Genomic DNA, 17138 nt, shown 5'->3' on the forward strand with positions numbered 1-17138 from the left:
CTGGGGATGAGTACCGAGGTTCGCACAGGCTGGTCCAAACTGGCACGACCCTTTCGCGGGGCACCTCTGGGGTGGCGGCTGCGTCTGGCCATCATCCTGCTGCTTTTGGTCACGGTAGCAACGGTCTGGATCACCAACCGTCTGCTGACCGACCGCTTCACCGAAGACACCCGCAACAGCGCCGAACTTAGGCTGGCGCTGGATTCCGGCAACTTGCTGAGCGAACTGCGCCGCAACGCCATTGTGCCGCAATTGCTGTCGCGCGACCCGACGCTGATCTCGGCGCTGCAATCCAGTGATTATACGCTGTCCACCCAACGCCTGATTTCATTCGTCGAGGAAATCGGTGCCGCGTCGCTGATGCTGCTGGATGGAGACGGGCGCACGGTTGCCGCCACCGACCGAAACCGACTGGGTGAGGCGCATCGCAACGCGCCTTATTTCGTGGATGCAATTCGGGCCAATTCGACCTTGTTTTCGGTCATACCAAGGGAGTCCGGCGGCTACAGCTTTGTCTATTCGCGCCGGATACAGGGTGCGGCCGAAATCCTCGGCGTGATCGTGGTCGAGGTCGATTTGCAGAAATTCGAGCGGGCCTGGGCCGGTATTTCGCACGCCGTTCTTGTGACCGACAGCACCGGCAACATCATCCTGTCCACCGAGCCGCAATGGCGCGGTCTGGATGAGGCGTCGGCGATGCTGCGGCAACCACCTCAGGGCGCAATTCAACGTGCGATCCGGGCCACGACCGATTGGACGGCGCTTCCGCCCGACGCCTACCTTCAGGGTGAGGCGGTGATGCGAATGGAAAAACGCATCCCGTTCCGCGGCTGGCAGATGACCTCGTTCACCTCCTATGAGTCGGTGCGCGAGCGGGTGAACAGCGTGCTTGCGCTGGAAATCATGGGATTTGCGATTCTTCTGGCGCTGACCTTCTATGCGCTCAGCCGTCGGGCCACCTTGCGGATGGCCCTGTTCCAGCGCGAGTCGGCAGAGCTTCGCGCATTGAACACAAGGCTACAGCGGGAAATCGCTGAGCGGGAAAGGGTTGAAAAGACGCTGGATTTGGCCGAGCAGACCCTTGCCCAAAGCTCGAAACTGGCGGCGTTGGGCGAGATGTCTGCGGCGGTGAGCCACGAGCTCAATCAACCGCTGGCCGCGATGAAAACCTATCTGGCTGGCGCGCGTCTGCTGCTGCGTCGCAACCGCCCCGAAGAAGCGTTGGCCAGCTTTGGTCGCATCGATGGTCTGATCGAGCGCATGGGCGCAATCACGCGGCAGTTGAAATCCTACGCCCGCAAAGGGGCGGACGCGTTTTCACCTGTAAATCTTGGTGAAGCACTGGCCTCGTCCCTGTCGATGATGGAACCGCAACTGCGCCAACGACATGTGAAGATCACTCAGATCCTGCCGGAAGAACCTGTGGTGGTGATGGGTGACCGGATGCGGATCGAGCAGGTGATGGTCAACCTCTTGCGCAACGCGCTGGACGCCACCAAATCGGTGGCAGAGCCGGATGTGGAAATCATCCTGGCAGCGGGTGACATGGCGGTGCTGACCGTGCGCGACAACGGCTACGGGATCGAGGATATCGAGAACCTGTTCGAGCCGTTCTACACCACTAAGCAGCCCGGCGATGGCGTCGGACTGGGGCTTGCCATCTCGTCCGGGATCGTGAACGACCATGGTGGACGGCTAACCGCGCGCAACGGACAACACGGCGGCGCGGTGTTCGAGATGCAATTGCCGATACTGGGAAGCGACGGCCTTGAGGCCGCAGAATAAAAGGGAAGACTATGGCACAGGCCATGAAGATCGCCATTGTGGATGATGAACAGGACATGCGCCAGTCGATCAGCCAATGGCTGGCATTGTCCGGATATGACACCGAAACCTTTGCCAGCGCCGAGGATGCGTTGAAGGTGCTGGGGCCGGACTATCCGGGCATTGTGATCTCGGACATCAAGATGCCCGGGATGGATGGTATTCAGCTTTTGAAAAAGCTGATGGGGGCGGACAGCACTCTGCCGGTGATCATGATTACCGGTCACGGCGATGTACCCATGGCGGTTGAAGCGATGCGGGTTGGGGCGTTCGATTTCCTTGAAAAACCGTTCAATCCGGATCGCATGTCGGAACTGGCCAAACGCGCCAGCAATGCGCGGCGTCTGACGCTGGACAACCGGGCGCTGCGGCGCGAGCTGTCGGGCGGCACCCAAATCATGAACAAACTGATCGGGGCCAGCCCGGTCATGGAACGCCTGCGCGAGGATATTCTGGATCTGGGGCAGGCGGACGGCCATGTACTGATCGACGGCGAGACCGGAACGGGTAAGACGCTGGTGGCCCATGCCCTGCACGCGGTTGGCAGCCGGGCGGGTAAAAAGTTCGTTCTGGTGTCCTGCGCGGCACTGGAAGAAGAGGCTTTGTCCAAGCGCCTGTTTGGCCCCATGATGCCCGAAGACGCTCAACTGCCTGCGATTGAGGAAGCCCGTGGTGGGACGCTGGTACTGGAGGATGTGGAGGCCCTAAGTGACACGCTGCAAGCGCGGTTGCTGAGCGTGATGAACGAACAGGGCACCCCGGCGGAAACACGCATCGTTGCGATTTCGAACCTGCAAGAGGCCGGAAAGACCAGCGAAGACGTGCTGCGCCCGGACCTGTTCTATCGGCTTGCCGCGTTGCGGATCACCATGCCGCCGCTGCGTCAGCGAGGTGAAGACATTCTGACCCTTTTCACCCGCCTCAGCGAGCAATTTGCCGAGGAATATGGCTGTGATGCGCCGCAGGTCAGCGCTCAGGAAGCGGCGCAGCTGTTGCAGGCCCCGTGGCCGGGGAATGTGCGTCAGTTGATCAACATCGCCGAACGGGCCGTGCTGCAATCGCGGCGTGGGTCGGGGACGATTGCATCCTTGCTGATGTCGGATCACGAGGAAATGCAGCCGGTAATGACCACCGAAGGCAAGCCGCTGAAAGAATATGTCGAGGCATTCGAGCGGATGCTGATCGACAACACGATGCGGCGACATAAAGGTTCTATTGCCTCGGTCATGGATGAGCTCTGCCTGCCTCGTCGGACGTTGAATGAGAAGATGGCGAAATACGGGCTTCAACGGTCGGACTATTTGTGAGGCCGGGGAGGGGGACCAGCCCCCCTCTTGAGCCATAGGCTCAATTCACCCCCCGAGGTATTTTTGAACAGAAGAAGATGGGCGCGGCGCGTTTGAGATGGACGGGATGCAGTTTGCCCATTGTGTTTTCCACAGGACTGCTTTTATTGTGTCCGAACGGGCCGGGCCATTTTTGCGCCTTTAAGCCCCGAATCTTTGAGTTTCGCTGCGTCGCAACAGGTGATCTTTGGTTTTCACCGCGAAGCAGACCGATTGTGCCCCGATCCATGGGGCAGTTGAGTACCTGAGCCCGATGCGTTGGGTGAAAGGAATAAATGGGCAGGCAGCGATCCTAATCGCGCCTGTCGGAGAAGAACCGCGATGACGCGCGCGCAACGATTGAGAGACCGGGCAGGGGGCCAAAGCGCCAGACCCTGCCGCGCGCCGTCTGATATCGCCCTGACAAGACACCTCCCCAAAAGCGCCTGTCCGCCTGGACGGGTCAGGACAACGCGTTTGGCGCGGTGCACCAAGGACACATGGCTAAGAAAATGCTTATCGATGCCACCCACGCGGAGGAAACCCGCGTCGTGGTGGTCGACGGAAACAAGGTCGAGGAGTTCGATTTTGAATCCGAAAACAAACGCCAGCTTGCTGGCAACATATATCTTGCAAAAGTAACCCGGGTCGAGCCGTCGCTGCAGGCGGCCTTTGTGGATTATGGCGGGAACCGGCATGGGTTCCTGGCGTTTTCCGAGATTCATCCCGATTACTACCAGATCCCCGTCGCCGACCGTGAGGCGCTGATGGAAGAAGAACGCGCTTATGCCGAGGCCATGAAGGCCCGGGATGAGGCGGAAGAGGCCAAGCCGAAAAAACGCCGGTCGCGGTCGCGGACCAAGGCGGCGGATGTGAAATCCGATGATGCGGTCGAGTCGATTGAAGTGTCGTCCGAACCGAGCGGCATGGAAACCATCGATCTTGAAGACGGGGAAGAGGCGGAACTGGCGGTGCCCGAGGGGACCTCACCGGTTGATTTGGTTGCAGACACTCCGGTGGAAGAGCCGGCGGATGAGGAAACGCCTGCAGAAGACGCGGCGGATGTAGCGGTCGAGGCCGATGAGCAGGCCGCGGAAGAAACTGACTCTGCGGCTGAGACGCAAGCAGAGGGTGAGGCCGATGCAGAGGTGGACGCCTCGGCAGAGGACGCTGCGGACTCGTCGGACGAGGTGAGCGAGCCAGAGCAGGCTGAAGAAGAAGCCAAGGCCGATGCCGAAGGTGAGAACCCCGAAGACGGTAACGCACCATCGGATGCAACTGCCAAGGATGCTTCGATCGAATCGGTTGCGGATGAAGATGACAGCGAGGATATTCGCCCTCCGCGCAAGCCGCGGCCGCGTCGCTACAAGATTCAGGAAGTCATCAAGGTGCGCCAGGTTCTGCTGGTGCAGGTCGTCAAGGAAGAACGCGGCAACAAGGGTGCTGCGCTGACCACATATCTGTCGCTGGCCGGGCGCTACTGCGTTCTGATGCCAAACACCGCGCGCGGTGGCGGGATCAGCCGTAAGATTACCAATTCCCCCGACCGCAAGAAGCTGAAAGAGATTGCAGCCGAGATCGACGTACCGACCGGCGCGGGCCTGATCATCCGGACCGCCGGGGCCAAACGCACCAAATCCGAGATCAAGCGCGACTATGAATATTTGCAGCGTCTGTGGGAGCAGATCCGCGAGCTGACGTTGGAATCCATCGCGCCCGCGAAAATCTACGAGGAAGGCGATCTGATCAAACGGTCGATCCGCGACCTCTATAACCGCGATATCGATGAGGTTCTGGTTGAAGGCGAGGGCGGCTATCGCATCGCCAAGGACTTCATGAAGATGATCATGCCGTCGCACGCCAAGAACGTGAAACGGTATGAGGACGCGCTGCCGCTGTTCGCGCGCTATCAGGTGGAAAGCTATCTGGCGGGGATGTTCAACCCGACTGTGCAGCTGAAATCCGGTGGCTATATCGTGATCGGCGTGACCGAGGCGCTGGTGGCGATCGACGTGAACTCAGGCCGGGCCACCAAGGAAGGTTCGATCGAGGAAACGGCGCTCAAGACCAACCTTGAGGCGGCTGAGGAAGTGGCGCGGCAGTTGCGTCTGCGTGACCTTGCCGGTCTGATCGTCATCGACTTTATCGATATGGACGAGCGCAAGAACAACACCGCTGTTGAGAAGCGCCTGAAAGACAAGCTGAAAACCGACCGTGCGCGCATTCAGGTTGGCCGCATCTCGGGCTTTGGCCTGTTGGAGATGAGCCGCCAGCGCCTGCGCCCCGGTATGCTGGAAGCGACCACGCAGCCGTGCCCGGCCTGTCATGGCACCGGCCTGATCCGCTCGGACGACAATATGGCGCTGTCGATCCTGCGTCAGATCGAAGAGGAAGGCACCCGCCGCCGCTCGCGCGAGGTGTTGGTTCGTTGCCCGGTGAGCATCGCAAACTTCCTGATGAACCAGAAGCGCGAACATATCGCTCAGATCGAGGCGCGCTATGGTTTGTCGGTACGGGTCGAAGGCGATCTGCATCTGGTCAGCCCCGATTTCTCGATGGAGAAGTTCAAGACCGCCAGCCGGATCGTGCCCGAAGCGACCGCGCCTGTTGTGTCTGCGGATGCCTCGCTGATGGATCTGGTCGATGCGACCGATGAGGATGAGGCTGAAGAGGAAACCGTTCAGGCCGACGAAGAGACCAAGCCCAAGCGCAAGCGTCGCCGTCGCCGTCGGAAGAAGGGTGGCAATGCGGGTGAACAGCAAGACGCCGGGGCAGATTCTGATGCCGTGAGCGAGGAGGCGGGTTCTGACGAGGATGCCTCTGACGATGCCAAACCCCAAGAGGGTTCCGACGCGTCCGAAGATGAGGACAAGCCTGCGAAGCCAAAACGCCGCCGTGCACCGCGCCGTAAGAAGAAGGATGCGGAACCGGTTGCGGCCGAAGCTGAGGCAGAAACCGGTGACCCGGAAGCAGCGACTGAGGAAGCCCCCGCTGAGCCTGTTGCAGAACCCGAAGCCGAAGAGGTTGCTGCGGAAGCCGAAGCCCCTGCGGTGTCTGAGCCCGAAGAGGTTCAGGCCGAGGCTGTTGAAGTTGCCGAGACGGTGGAAGAGCCAATCGAAGCCGCAGACGCTCAGGAAGACCCTGTTGAGGCGGAAGTGGTTGCAACCGAACCCGTCGTCGAAGACACGCCTGCCGAGCCGGTTGCAGAAGAAACCGCAGCCGAACCGGTCTTGGAAACGGTGGCGGAAGAACCGGAAAAACCCAGCGAACCACCCAAGCCAAAACGGCGCGGATGGTGGTCTTTGGGCCAGTAGACAAAAGAAAGGCGGGCCAGGTGCCCGCCTTTTTCTTTGACTCGATCCGATCAGGCTGATTTTTGGATCAGATAGACCTGATGGCCATTCTCTTCTTCCTGCGACAGCAAGTTATGGCCGCTTTCCATGCAGAAATGTGGAACATCGACGATTGCGGCCGGGTCATCCGCCAGCACACGCAAAAGCCCCCCGGCAGGTAAGGATTTCAGCCGCTTTCGGGCTTTCAGAACGGGCAGGGGGCACAAAAGCCCTAGCGCGTCGAGTATCTCGGGTTCGTCAGTCATGTTGATTGAGATATTTCCAACGGGCGACGCTGTCCAGCATGCAACATACGACCACGAGGATGTGACTGAATGGCCCCGTGACGAAATCCACCTGATACCATATGTGCTTAGTCATGTTCGGAATTGATATCATCGACGCGGGGCTGCTGCCCGCCATGTTCATCGCCATGATCGGCGGGCTGATCAGTTTTCTGTCGCCCTGCGTTCTGCCGATTGTGCCGCCCTATCTGGCGTATATGAGCGGCGTGACGATCAATGAGATGCAGGATGAGGCGCGCGCGCGTCGCAAGGCGACCCTGTCGGCGCTGTTCTTTGTTCTGGGCCTGTCGACCGTCTTCCTGCTGCTGGGCTTTACCGCCTCGGCGTTTGGGGCGTTTGTGCTGAAGAATCAGGTGCTGTTTTCCAAGCTCTCGGGCGCGGTGGTTATCGTCTTTGGTCTGCACTTTCTGAACGTTTTCCGCATTCCGCTGCTGGATCGCGAGGCGCGGGTTGAAACCGGCGATTCCGGAGGCTCGGTGTTCGGCGCTTATATTCTTGGTCTTGCCTTTGCATTTGGCTGGACGCCCTGCATTGGCCCTCAGCTAGGGGCCATCCTGTCCCTGGCCGCGTCCGAGGCGTCAGTTGCGCGCGGCACGCTGTTGCTGGGCGTTTATGCCGCCGGGTTGGGCATTCCGTTCCTGCTGGCGGCGATGTTCCTGAACCGCTCGATGAGTGTAATGAACCGGATCAAGCCATACATGGGCACGATTGAGAAGGTGATGGGCGGTCTGCTGCTGTTCGTTGGGATCATGCTGATCACCGGTCTGTTCACAGAATTCAGCTGGTGGCTGCTGGAAACCTTCCCGGCGCTGGCGGTTCTGGGCTGATCCACCTTACCTTGGCTGCAATGCTGCGTTAACCTGCGCAGCAGAAGGTAAGGCCATGAGCAGTCATACAAATCAGCCTCAGGTGCGTAATCGCCGGGTGTTCTACATCCCCGGCTACGACCCGATTCCGGCACGCCGGTACCGTGAGCTATATCGGACCGAGTCGCAGACGCAGGCCGAAATTTCGGGCTATGAGATTGCTATGTCTCCCAAACCTGTCGAAGGACCATTTGGTTGGCAGGTGACATCGGTTCAGGATGGCATGGAGGTCCAGACGGACATAGACGTTCTGGTCTGGTCCGACATCGTGCGCGACAGCATGTCCGGGTCGATTTTGGCGTCCTATCTTCAACTCGGGCGGACGGCGTGGACCTATATCTCAACCGGCACGCTGAAACAGCTCAGTCAGTTGCGGAAAGGGCCGGTGATCGCGGCGCTGTATCCGGTTGGGATGCTCTTACTGCAATTGGCGGCTGCGATGATCGTCGTGGCGGTTGCGGTGGCTACTCTGGGTTGGTGGGGTCTGTTGCCCTCATTGGCTTTAGCTTACCTGCTGCTTCAATGGTTTCGAAAGATCGATAACCGGTTGTTCGCCTACTACCTCATGCACGATTACGCCTATTCCGCACAACTGAACGGGGAAACTCCAACCGGGCTGCAAGATCGTCTGGATGAGTTTGTGCACCTGATTGATGCCGCGCTGGACACAGATGCGGATGAGGTTCTGGTCGTCGGCCACAGCTCTGGCGCGCATCTGGGCGTGTCCGTTCTGGCCGATCTGATCCGCGCGCGGGGCGATCTGCCGGGCAGGCCGGTTCTGTCCTTTTTGACGCTCGGGCAGGTGGTTCCGATGGTCTCGTTTCTGCCCCAGGCCACAAAACTGCGGGGTGATCTGCGGTTTCTGTCGTCGCAAAAGGCCGTGACCTGGGTCGATGTTTCAGCGCCGGGCGATGGGTGTTCCTTTGCCCTTTGCGATCCGGTTGCGGTTAGCGGGGTGGCCGGGCCGGACAAGATTTGGCCTCTTGTCCTGTCGGCGGCGTTTACTCAGACATTGTCATCCCAGCGGTGGCGGGAATTGCGGTGGAAATTCTTCCGGCTGCATTTTCAATACCTTTGCGCTTTTGACCAACCCGGAACCTATGACTACTTCCGCATCACGGCGGGCCCCCAGACACTGGGCGCACGGTTCAAAGGGCGAACCCCGTCCAAAACCCGCATCGAGACCGCTGTTTCGAAACATACGAGCATCAGCGCATGACCCCGCCCAAGCCGCGCTCTCGTCCTGATCGTGTTTCGCTGTGGCGCTATCTCAAACTGTTCCGCCGTGACCTACTGTCCGCGCAGCCCGAGCGGTTGTACCGCGCCTGGATGGCTGAGTTTCGAACGCCCTTCTTCCGGTCCTATATGATCAACCAGCCGGACCTGGTTGAAACCGTTCTGAAAAAGCGCCCCGACGACTTCCCTAAATCCGGCCGTATCAGTGAGGGGCTGCACCCATTGTTGGGCAATTCGGTCTTCCTGACCAATGGCGAGGTCTGGAAACGCCAGCGCCGCATAATCGACCCTGCTTTCGAGGGCGGACGTCTGAAAGACACGTTTCCCGCCATGCTGGCCGCCGCCGACGCCTGCGTTGAACGGCTGCGCGGTCAGGCCGGGGCTGAGGTCGAATGCGAAGAGGTGACCAGCCACGCCGCTGCCGATGTGATCTTTCGGACGCTGTTTTCCGTACCGATCGAGCACGAAATCGCCGCCGAGGTGTTTCGTAAGTTCCGAACCTATCAGCGCGAACAACCGTTGTTGAATCTGGCGGCCTTTGTGCCGCTGCCACGCTGGCTGCCCCGGTTTCATTCGAAACGCACCCGTCAGACGGCTCGGGAAATCCGCGACCTGATCGCCAGGCTCACGTCCGAGCGGGCTGTGGCGATTGCCCAAGGTCAGGCCCCGGATGATCTGGCAACCAAGATCATGACGACGCCTGATCCCGAAACCGGCGCATGTTTTGACACCGAAGAGATGATCGATCAGGTCGCGATCTTCTTTCTGGCGGGCCATGAAACCAGCGCCTCGGCGCTTGCGTGGACGTTGTACCTGATGGCGCTGTACCCTGAGTGGCAGGGGAAAGTCGCGCAAGAGGCCGAGGCGTTGGACGACCCCTCATTTGCGGTCATGTCCAAGCTGAAGCTCAGCCGCGATGTGTTTCGCGAGGCGTTGCGGCTGTACCCACCGGTGCCGATGATGGTGCGGCAAGCCTCTTGCCCTGAAAGATTTCGCAATCGAGAAGTGCCGAAGGGGTCCCAGATCGTGATCAGCCCGTGGCATCTGCACCGCCAAGAACGGTTGTGGGATAACCCCGACGCATTCGATCCGGCACGCTGGCACACCGAAAATGGCAAGTCTTGTCAGCGCGACGCCTATATCCCGTTTTCCACCGGCCCGCGCGTCTGTACCGGGGCGGGGTTTGCGATGGTCGAGGGGCCGTTGATCCTGTCCACGCTGCTGCGCAGGTTCAGATTCGAAACAATCGCCGAAAAAACACCGGTTCCGGTGGCCCATCTGACCGTCAGATCGAAAGACGGCATTTGGTTGCGCGTGGTTGAGCGCTAACAAACTATCATCGCCCAACGCCGTGCTGTATGCGAAGAATGAAATCGGAATCATTCTTGAACGGGAAAACATTATGTCCAAAGCAGAACAGCGCGCGCAGATGTCCAATGGCGCAGGGTTTATCGCAGCACTGGATCAAAGCGGCGGATCGACTCCCAAGGCGCTGGCGCTTTATGGCGTGGATGCCTCGCAATATGGTTCGGACGAGGAAATGTTCGGCGAAATCCAGCAAATGCGCGCACGGATCATTCTGGCGGATGACTTCACCAAGGACAAAGTGATCGGCGCGATCCTGTTCGAACGCACTTTGGGCGAGGAAATCGAAGGTCGCAAAGTGGCCGATTATCTGTGGTCGGTCAAAGGGATCGTGCCGTTCCTGAAAATCGACAAAGGGCTGGAAGATCAGACCAATGGCGTTCAGATGATGAAGCCCATTCCGGGGCTGGCTGAAACCCTGGGCAAGGCTGAGGGCGTGTTCGGGACCAAGGAACGCTCGGTCATCCACGAAGCCAACGCCGAAGGCATCGCCGCTGTGGTCGCGCAGCAATTCGACGTTGCGCGCGAGGTTGTCGCCGCAGGCATGGTTCCGATCATCGAGCCTGAGGTGAACATCAACTCGGAAACCAAGGCCGAGGCCGAAGATATCCTGAAGGGTGAGTTGCTGAAAAACCTCGACCAGTTGGACGAGGGGCAGGATGTGATGCTCAAGCTAACCATCCCGAGCAACGCGAACCTGTATGACGAGGTTGCAGATCATCCGCGCGTCGTGCGTGTCGTGGCGCTGTCGGGCGGGTATTCGACCGAGCAGGCCTGTGATCTTCTGGGTCAGAACGGCAAGATGATCGCCTCGTTCTCGCGCGCATTGACCGAAGGACTGTCGAAGCAGCAATCAGAAGCCGAGTTCAACGCGGCTTTGGGCGGCAATATCGACAAGATCTTCAACGCGTCCTGCTAAGCCTCAGACCGGTTTGACAAAATCGCGGCGCATCTGCGCCGCTTTTTCCCGGCATATGCAGCCCTCGGCATGGTCATTGACCAATCCCATCGCCTGCATGAAGGCAAAGACCGTGGTGGGTCCGACGAATTTCCAACCGCGTTTTTTCAGGTCCTTCGACATGGCGATGGATTCAGCCGAGGTTGAGGCGCTGCGTGGCGGCGGCGGGATTTCCGGCTCATACCGCCAGACATAAGCGGCCAGAGAGCCTTCCGAGGCGACCAGTTCTTGCGCGCGGCGGGCATTGTTGATCACCGCTTCGATCTTGCCGCGATGGCGGATGATGCCTGGGTCCTGCAACAGGTGTTCGACATCTGCATCGGAAAACTCGGCCATCCTGTTGAAATCAAATCCACAAAAGGCCGCGCGAAAGTTTTCGCGCTTGCGCAGGATCGTCAGCCAGCTGAGGCCGGACTGAAAGCTTTCAAGACACAGTTTCTCGAACAAACGCTGGTCATCGGCCACCGGGTATCCCCATTCATTGTCATGATACTCCGGGAACTCGGGCGCGGCCAAAGACCACGTGCACCGAGGTTTGCCGTCTGGTCCAATGGCTGTGTCCGTCATGCATGTACCCTTTTTGTTCTCAATTCACGTTACACGCATTGAGCACGCGCTGACAAGGGTCAAACCTTGTTGCGATACCAATCTAAAATGAAAACCCGAATAGCGGATGCCAGCCCTGTTTCGGGATCACGGGCCACATCAATCTCTGCCGCCAAAGCATTGATTGGTTGATCTTTTTCCTGCGCTATGTCCCGAAAGGCCCGCCAGAACTCATCTTCCAGAGACACCGATGTGCGATGCCCTTTTAGCGTCAGGGACCGTTTGACGGGACGGCCGCTCATTCATCCAGCTCGTGATTGTCCAGGTCGCGCTTCTGCTTGTCCTGCCGCAGTTTCACGACGTCTTTTTCGGCCTTGGTCCGCCCAAAGGCGACAGCGTTCTGATCTGCGCGGGCCTTCTTTTCGGCCCGCGCCCTTTCTTTGCGAAACCGGTTCAGATTGACCGGCTTGCCCATCAGTCTTTCGGGCCGATCATCTGCTCGGGCCGGACAACGGCGTCAAAGGTCGCCTCATCGACAAAACCCAGCGCGATGGCCTCTTCCTTCAGGGTCGTGCCGTTCTTATGCGCGGTCTTGGCAACGGTGGTGGCGTTGTCATAACCGATGGTCGGAGCCAGCGCCGTAACCAGCATCAGCGATTCCTTCATCAGCTTGTCGATGCGCGGTTCGTTGGCCTTGATGCCCAACAGCATCCGTTCGGTAAAGCTGTCGGCGGCATCGCCCAGCAACTGGATCGACTGCAGCAGGTTGTAGGACATCATCGGGTTATAGACGTTCAGCTCAAAATGCCCCTGCGACCCGGCAAAGGTCATCGCGGCGTTGTTGCCCATCACATGGGCCGCGACCTGAGTCAGCGCCTCGGCCTGAGTCGGGTTCACCTTGCCGGGCATGATCGACGAGCCGGGCTCATTCTCGGGCAGGATCAGTTCACCAAGACCAGAACGCGGGCCGGAGCCCAGGAACCGGATATCGTTGGCGATCTTGTAGCAACTGCCTGCAATCGTCGCCAAAGCACCAGACAGGAAGACCATCGCGTCATGGGCGGCCAGCGCCTCGAACTTGTTCGGCGCTGTGACGAAGGGCAGGCTGGTGATCTCGGCCATATGGCCTGCGACCGCTTCACCCCAACCATTCTGGGTGTTCAGGCCGGTGCCGACGGCTGTGCCGCCTTGCGCCAGTTCATAGATCCCCGGCATCGCCGCGTGCACACGGGCAATCCCCTGACGGATCTGGTGGGCGTAGCCGCTGAACTCCTGACCCAGTGTCAGGGGCGTTGCGTCCTGCGTATGGGTCCGGCCGATCTTGATGATGTCCTTGAACTCTTCGGCCTTCTGTTCCAGCCCCGAGGCCAGTTTTTCAAGACCCGGCAGCAACACGTCGCGCACGCTCATCGCGGTGGCGATATGCATGGCGGTGGGGAAGGTGTCGTTCGAGGACTGACCCATGTTGCAGTGATCGTTCGGGTGCACCGGGTCTTTCGAACCGATCACGCCGCCCAGAATCTCGATGGCGCGGTTTGCGATAACTTCGTTCGAGTTCATGTTCGACTGCGTGCCCGAACCGGTCTGCCAGACGACCAGAGGGAAGTTGTCGTCAAACTTGCCCTCGAATACCTCACCAGCGGCCTGAATGATCGCGTCAGCGATTTTGGCGTCCAGCTTGCCGGTCGCCTTGTTTTCCATGGCGCAGGCTTGCTTGATCACGCCCAGCGCGCGCACGATGGCCACGGGCTGTTTCTCCCACCCGATGGGGAAGTTCATGATCGAGCGCTGCGTCTGCGCGCCCCAATACTTGTCGGCAGGAACCTCGAGCGGGCCAAAGCTGTCGGATTCGGTGCGGGTCTGAGACATCTGTCACTCCGTCTGGTATGCAGTCGTATGCCGTTTAGCGGCCACAACGCTGTGACGCAATCGGCCAGTTGCGCGCACCTTAGACATACGGTCCCGAAAGGTATAGCCGCCGGATGACAACATTTTAATTTGCACCGCACAGGATTGTGCCATTGTGCGCACCGCGCGCATGTTTAGAATAAGGTGGCTGCGGTCGAGGAGGTTTAAATGCCCGAATCTGAACGGATATCGCCAATCAAAGCCATCGCGGTGGCTTTGGCCGCAACCTTGTGGATCGCAGTTCTAAGCGTGTCGGCCCGCGCCGCCGACGTAACGCCGTTTGTCGGAGATTATATCGGTTCGGCAAATGTGGTGGACGCGGACGGAACAAGCACGCCCCGAGACATGAGCGTTTCGATTCACGAGACCAAGAACGGCTTTAACGTCAGTTGGAAAACAACGACCTACAAGCTGGACGGGCGCGTTAAGGAACAGGCGTTTTCTATCGATTTCCAACCGTCTGACCGTCCCGACGTGTTCGCCGCCGCGATGAAGCGCAATGTCTTTGGTCATGAGGTTCCGTTGGACCCCATGAAAGGCGAACCCTTTGTCTGGGGCCGCATCGACGGGGACACGATGACCGTGTTTTCACTGTTTATCGATGAGACCGGCGGATATGAATTGCAGCAGTTCGACCGCACTCTGGCCGAGGGTGGCCTGAACCTGTCATTCTCGCGCTTTATCAACGGCGAAAAGTCCCGCTCGGTCGAAACGTTTCTGAAGAAACAATAAACCCCGCGTGGGTCGCGGGGTTTCAGGGCCTATTTGCGGAAGCTGTCCAACGAGACGACGTCTGCGTCGTGGTGTTCCTCGGGCTCTTCAACCTCAATCGATTCTTCGATGAAATTGTCTTCTTCCAGGTCATCTTCGGGGCTTTCGAACCGCAGGCCGAACTCGACGGACGGGTCCACGAAAGTTTTGATGGAGGTATAGGGGATATACAGCGGCTCGGGCGCGTCACCGAAGTTCAAAGTGATGGCAAAGCCGGTCTCGCCAACCTCAAGGTTTTCGAACCAGTGCTGCATGACAATCGTCATCTCTTCTGGATACCGCTCGCGCAGCCAATCCGCGATCTGGACGCCGGGTTCACGGGTGTCGAAGGTGATGAAAAAATGATGGGTGCCGGGCAGGCCGGTTTCGGAAACGCCGGTCAGAACCGTTTTGATGAGACCGCGCATGGCGGTGTGCATCAGGTTTCCATAGTCGATGTCTTGCGACATGTGTGATCCTCGAAAGTGGTTATCCCCAGCATAGGCGTTTTAACTGGAAACGAAAGAGCAGGTATGGCCGGATTGATCAGAATAGATGGATGGCCATGCCAGCCAGGGCCATCAGCGCCAGCACCGTTGCCATCCCCAATTTTGCTTTGAAAATCAATAGTCCTGCGGCAAATGTCAGGGCCAGAGCAGTATAATTTGCGGATAACACGTCCGGAACAGGAGTTGACAGCGGCCCCCAGCTTGCCTGACCGACCACATCAAAGAGAACGTTTAGGGCGAACCACACGGACAGGTTGAGAATCACGCCGACCACCGCCGCCGTGATGCCGTGCAGCGCGGCTGTCAGCCTTGGCCTTGTCGCAAGGCTGTCCAGATAGGGTGCGGCCAGAAAAATCCAGAGGAAACAGGGAACAAATGTCGCCCATAGCGACACAGCACCCGCCGCCAGCGCCAATGTGACGCCACCGTCTAGCTGCCCGGTCAGCATGGCAACGAACTGCGTCACCAGAATCAGCGGCCCCGGCGTTGTTTCGGCAAGGCCCAGCGCGTCGATCATCTGGCCTGTGCTGATCCAGTTGTACTGGTCGACGACCGTCTGCGTCATGTAGGCCAGAACCGCGTAAGCGCCGCCAAAAGTCACAACCGCCAGACGGGCAAAGAACCAGCCCAGATCGCTGAGCAGTTGGTGCCCCGACAGTGTCAGCAGGACCAGCGGCCCCAGCCACAGGGGCAGCCAAATGGCTATCGTACGAAACGGTTTTGCGAAGGTCGGCGCAGCGATGGGTTCGGGTGCGGGCACCGCGCCCTTGAAACTGAGATACCCCCAAAGAGCAGCCGTCAGGATGATCAAAGGGAACGGAATGTTGAACAGGAAAATGCCCAGAAACCCGAGACCCGCGAGGATGCGGTGTTCCACATCTGACAGCGCCTTGCGGGACAGTTTAAGCAAGGCTTGAATAACAATCACGATGACCGTGGCCTTGATCCCAAGAAAGGCCGACTGAACCAGGGGCAGGGTGCCAAATGCTGCGTAAAGCATCACCAAGGCCGCGATCACAATCGCGCCGGGCAGCACAAACAGGGTTCCGGCAATCAACCCGCCGGTCACGCCGCGCAGACGCCACCCCGCATAGGTCGCCAGTTGCATGGCTTCGGGGCCCGGCAGCAACATGCACAAGGACAAGGCTCGCAGATAGGCTTGCTCATCCAGCCAGGGCCGATGTTCAACCAATTCGTGATGCATCAGCGAAATCTGGGCGGCCGGGCCTCCGAAGGACAGAAGGCCAATCCTGCCGAACACCTGCATCATCTCTTTGAGCGATGGTGTCATGACTTGCGATCCATTGGCCAGTCGTGGGTTTCCTCAAACCCGTCGCGCGCCCAGCGGTACAGGGCATCGTAGAGATGCATCCCGGCCTCAAGGTTTTCGTGATCGTCACGGTATTGTCGGGACAGGCCGACCGAGATGGCCAGTAATCCGGCGGCCTCAGAGGCAAGGTCGTGGCGATTGGTGTCGGCTGCCCGCACTACGGTTGCAAGCCGATCCAACGACTCGGAGCGTAGGCACAGCTCATCCAGCAGCGTATCAAATGTGCAGGCGTCGCCTCGGTGGCTCCAGAATGCGTTTTCGATGTCAAAGGGCGTGGCGTTGAATTTTTCTGCGACGCTTTCCACCTCGGCTGGCGCGACGAACAGAAATTTGGCCTTGGGGTCGACAAAGCGACGGATCAGCCAGGGGCAGGCGATACGGTCAATCTTTGGACGGTGCCGTGTGACCCAGAGTGTCTGCCCGTTAACCGGCGACGGCACAGACGCGGCCGGAATGCGCAGGCTGTCGCGCAAGTCGCGCCAACCATACATGCCGCCATCCAGATACTCAGCGGCGCAGCCTTCACTGCGCAGCCAGGAAACGACACCTTGGCTGAGTTTCTTTCCTTTTTGACAGATGATGACGCTGCGGCGATCCGAGACCAGCCGTGCAAGCCCCGCAATATCGGCGGCCGGGTGCCGGAATGAACCGGGGATCAGATACGGATCCTCCGCAAAATCTTCGTCCAGACAAATATCCACCAGCATCGGAGCCTGAGGTGTTCCGATCAGACGCGACAATTGCTTTGGGGTAATGGAGTTTGGCGATGCCATGGCATGTTCCTTGTAGTCTCGGATACATGCGAAACTTGGGCTGACGCCTCACGGGGCGTTCGCAATCTTACCCCATGGCTCTAGCTACCGTGCAAGCCGCCCATGGGTCAA

16 protein-coding genes are annotated in these 17138 nt (G+C 59.2%); 8 read left to right on the plus strand and 8 right to left on the minus strand.

Annotated features, from left to right (window positions below; translation table 11 throughout):
* Window positions 1-6: 6 nt before the first annotated feature.
* The 3 genes from ACR0LW_RS01565 to ACR0LW_RS01575 all read left to right on the plus strand — a co-directional run bounded on the left by ACR0LW_RS01565 (window position 7) and on the right by ACR0LW_RS01575 (window position 6463).
* Window positions 7-1785: a sensor histidine kinase gene (locus ACR0LW_RS01565; protein WP_480881398.1), complete on the plus strand. Its 1779-nt coding sequence runs from the start codon at window positions 7-9 to the stop codon at window positions 1783-1785.
* Between the two features lie 11 nt (window positions 1786-1796).
* Window positions 1797-3131 carry a sigma-54-dependent transcriptional regulator gene (locus tag ACR0LW_RS01570; RefSeq protein ID WP_170450850.1) on the plus strand — a complete coding sequence of 445 codons (1335 nt, stop codon included), beginning with the start codon at window positions 1797-1799 and terminating at the stop codon, window positions 3129-3131.
* Between the two features lie 518 nt (window positions 3132-3649).
* Complete coding sequence (locus ACR0LW_RS01575; RefSeq protein ID WP_480881400.1) at window positions 3650-6463, plus strand: Rne/Rng family ribonuclease; 2814 nt, start codon at window positions 3650-3652, stop codon at window positions 6461-6463.
* A gap of 50 nt (window positions 6464-6513) precedes the next feature.
* Here the strand turns inward: ACR0LW_RS01575 and ACR0LW_RS01580 are convergent, their stop codons facing one another.
* The gene (locus ACR0LW_RS01580; protein WP_170450846.1) at window positions 6514-6747 is read right to left on the minus strand and encodes a sulfurtransferase TusA family protein; all 234 of its coding nucleotides are present in this window, start codon (window positions 6745-6747) and stop codon (window positions 6514-6516) included.
* A gap of 113 nt (window positions 6748-6860) precedes the next feature.
* On the opposite strand from ACR0LW_RS01580, the gene ACR0LW_RS01585 reads away from it, so the two are divergent.
* The 4 genes from ACR0LW_RS01585 (at window position 6861) to ACR0LW_RS01600 (ending at window position 11172) form a co-directional block, all read left to right on the plus strand.
* Window positions 6861-7613, plus strand: coding sequence for a cytochrome c biogenesis CcdA family protein (locus tag ACR0LW_RS01585; RefSeq protein ID WP_480881403.1), 753 nt, complete (start codon window positions 6861-6863; stop codon window positions 7611-7613).
* Between the two features lie 55 nt (window positions 7614-7668).
* The gene (locus ACR0LW_RS01590; protein WP_480881405.1) at window positions 7669-8871 is read left to right on the plus strand and encodes a hypothetical protein; all 1203 of its coding nucleotides are present in this window, start codon (window positions 7669-7671) and stop codon (window positions 8869-8871) included.
* Window positions 8868-10217: a cytochrome P450 gene (locus ACR0LW_RS01595; protein ID WP_480881407.1), complete on the plus strand. Its 1350-nt coding sequence runs from the start codon at window positions 8868-8870 to the stop codon at window positions 10215-10217. Before ACR0LW_RS01590 ends, ACR0LW_RS01595 begins: the two co-directional genes overlap by 4 nt.
* Before the next feature lie 73 nt (window positions 10218-10290).
* Entirely contained in the window at window positions 10291-11172 is an 882-nt protein-coding gene (locus tag ACR0LW_RS01600; protein ID WP_480881409.1) for a fructose bisphosphate aldolase, read from the plus strand.
* 3 nt (window positions 11173-11175) lie between these two features.
* Here ACR0LW_RS01600 and ACR0LW_RS01605 read toward each other — a convergent pair whose 3' ends face one another.
* Genes ACR0LW_RS01605 through fumC form a run of 4 tightly spaced genes read right to left on the minus strand, consistent with a single transcriptional unit; the run spans window position 11176 to window position 13626 of the window.
* Window positions 11176-11778 carry a DNA-3-methyladenine glycosylase I gene (locus ACR0LW_RS01605; protein WP_480581289.1) on the minus strand — a complete coding sequence of 201 codons (603 nt, stop codon included), beginning with the start codon at window positions 11776-11778 and terminating at the stop codon, window positions 11176-11178.
* Window positions 11779-11837: 59 nt separating this feature from the next.
* Window positions 11838-12059, minus strand: coding sequence for a ribbon-helix-helix domain-containing protein (locus ACR0LW_RS01610; protein WP_170518449.1), 222 nt, complete (start codon window positions 12057-12059; stop codon window positions 11838-11840).
* Complete coding sequence (locus ACR0LW_RS01615; protein ID WP_170450832.1) at window positions 12056-12232, minus strand: DUF4169 family protein; 177 nt, start codon at window positions 12230-12232, stop codon at window positions 12056-12058. Before ACR0LW_RS01615 ends, ACR0LW_RS01610 begins: the two co-directional genes overlap by 4 nt.
* Window positions 12232-13626, minus strand: a complete 1395-nt coding sequence (gene fumC, locus ACR0LW_RS01620; RefSeq protein ID WP_480581286.1) for a class II fumarate hydratase — start codon at window positions 13624-13626, stop codon at window positions 12232-12234. The genes ACR0LW_RS01615 and fumC overlap by 1 nt, the downstream gene beginning before the upstream one ends.
* 207 nt (window positions 13627-13833) lie before the next feature.
* Here fumC and ACR0LW_RS01625 point away from each other — a divergent pair, with 207 nt between their 5' ends.
* Entirely contained in the window at window positions 13834-14397 is a 564-nt protein-coding gene (locus tag ACR0LW_RS01625) for a hypothetical protein (RefSeq protein ID WP_170450829.1), read from the plus strand.
* 29 nt (window positions 14398-14426) lie between these two features.
* On the opposite strand, the gene ACR0LW_RS01630 is transcribed toward ACR0LW_RS01625, so the two are convergent.
* The 3 genes from ACR0LW_RS01630 to ACR0LW_RS01640 form a co-directional block, all read right to left on the minus strand.
* Window positions 14427-14885 carry an SspB family protein gene (locus tag ACR0LW_RS01630; protein ID WP_480881413.1) on the minus strand — a complete coding sequence of 153 codons (459 nt, stop codon included), beginning with the start codon at window positions 14883-14885 and terminating at the stop codon, window positions 14427-14429.
* A gap of 76 nt (window positions 14886-14961) precedes the next feature.
* Window positions 14962-16215: a chromate efflux transporter gene (chrA, locus tag ACR0LW_RS01635; RefSeq protein WP_480881414.1), complete on the minus strand. Its 1254-nt coding sequence runs from the start codon at window positions 16213-16215 to the stop codon at window positions 14962-14964.
* On the minus strand, window positions 16212-17027 hold the full coding sequence (locus ACR0LW_RS01640) for a chromate resistance protein ChrB domain-containing protein (protein ID WP_480881415.1): 816 nt from the start codon (window positions 17025-17027) through the stop codon (window positions 16212-16214). The genes chrA and ACR0LW_RS01640 overlap by 4 nt, the downstream gene beginning before the upstream one ends.
* Between the last annotated feature and the right edge of the window lie 111 nt (window positions 17028-17138).

Source organism: Ruegeria sp. N4 (assembly GCF_056531425.1).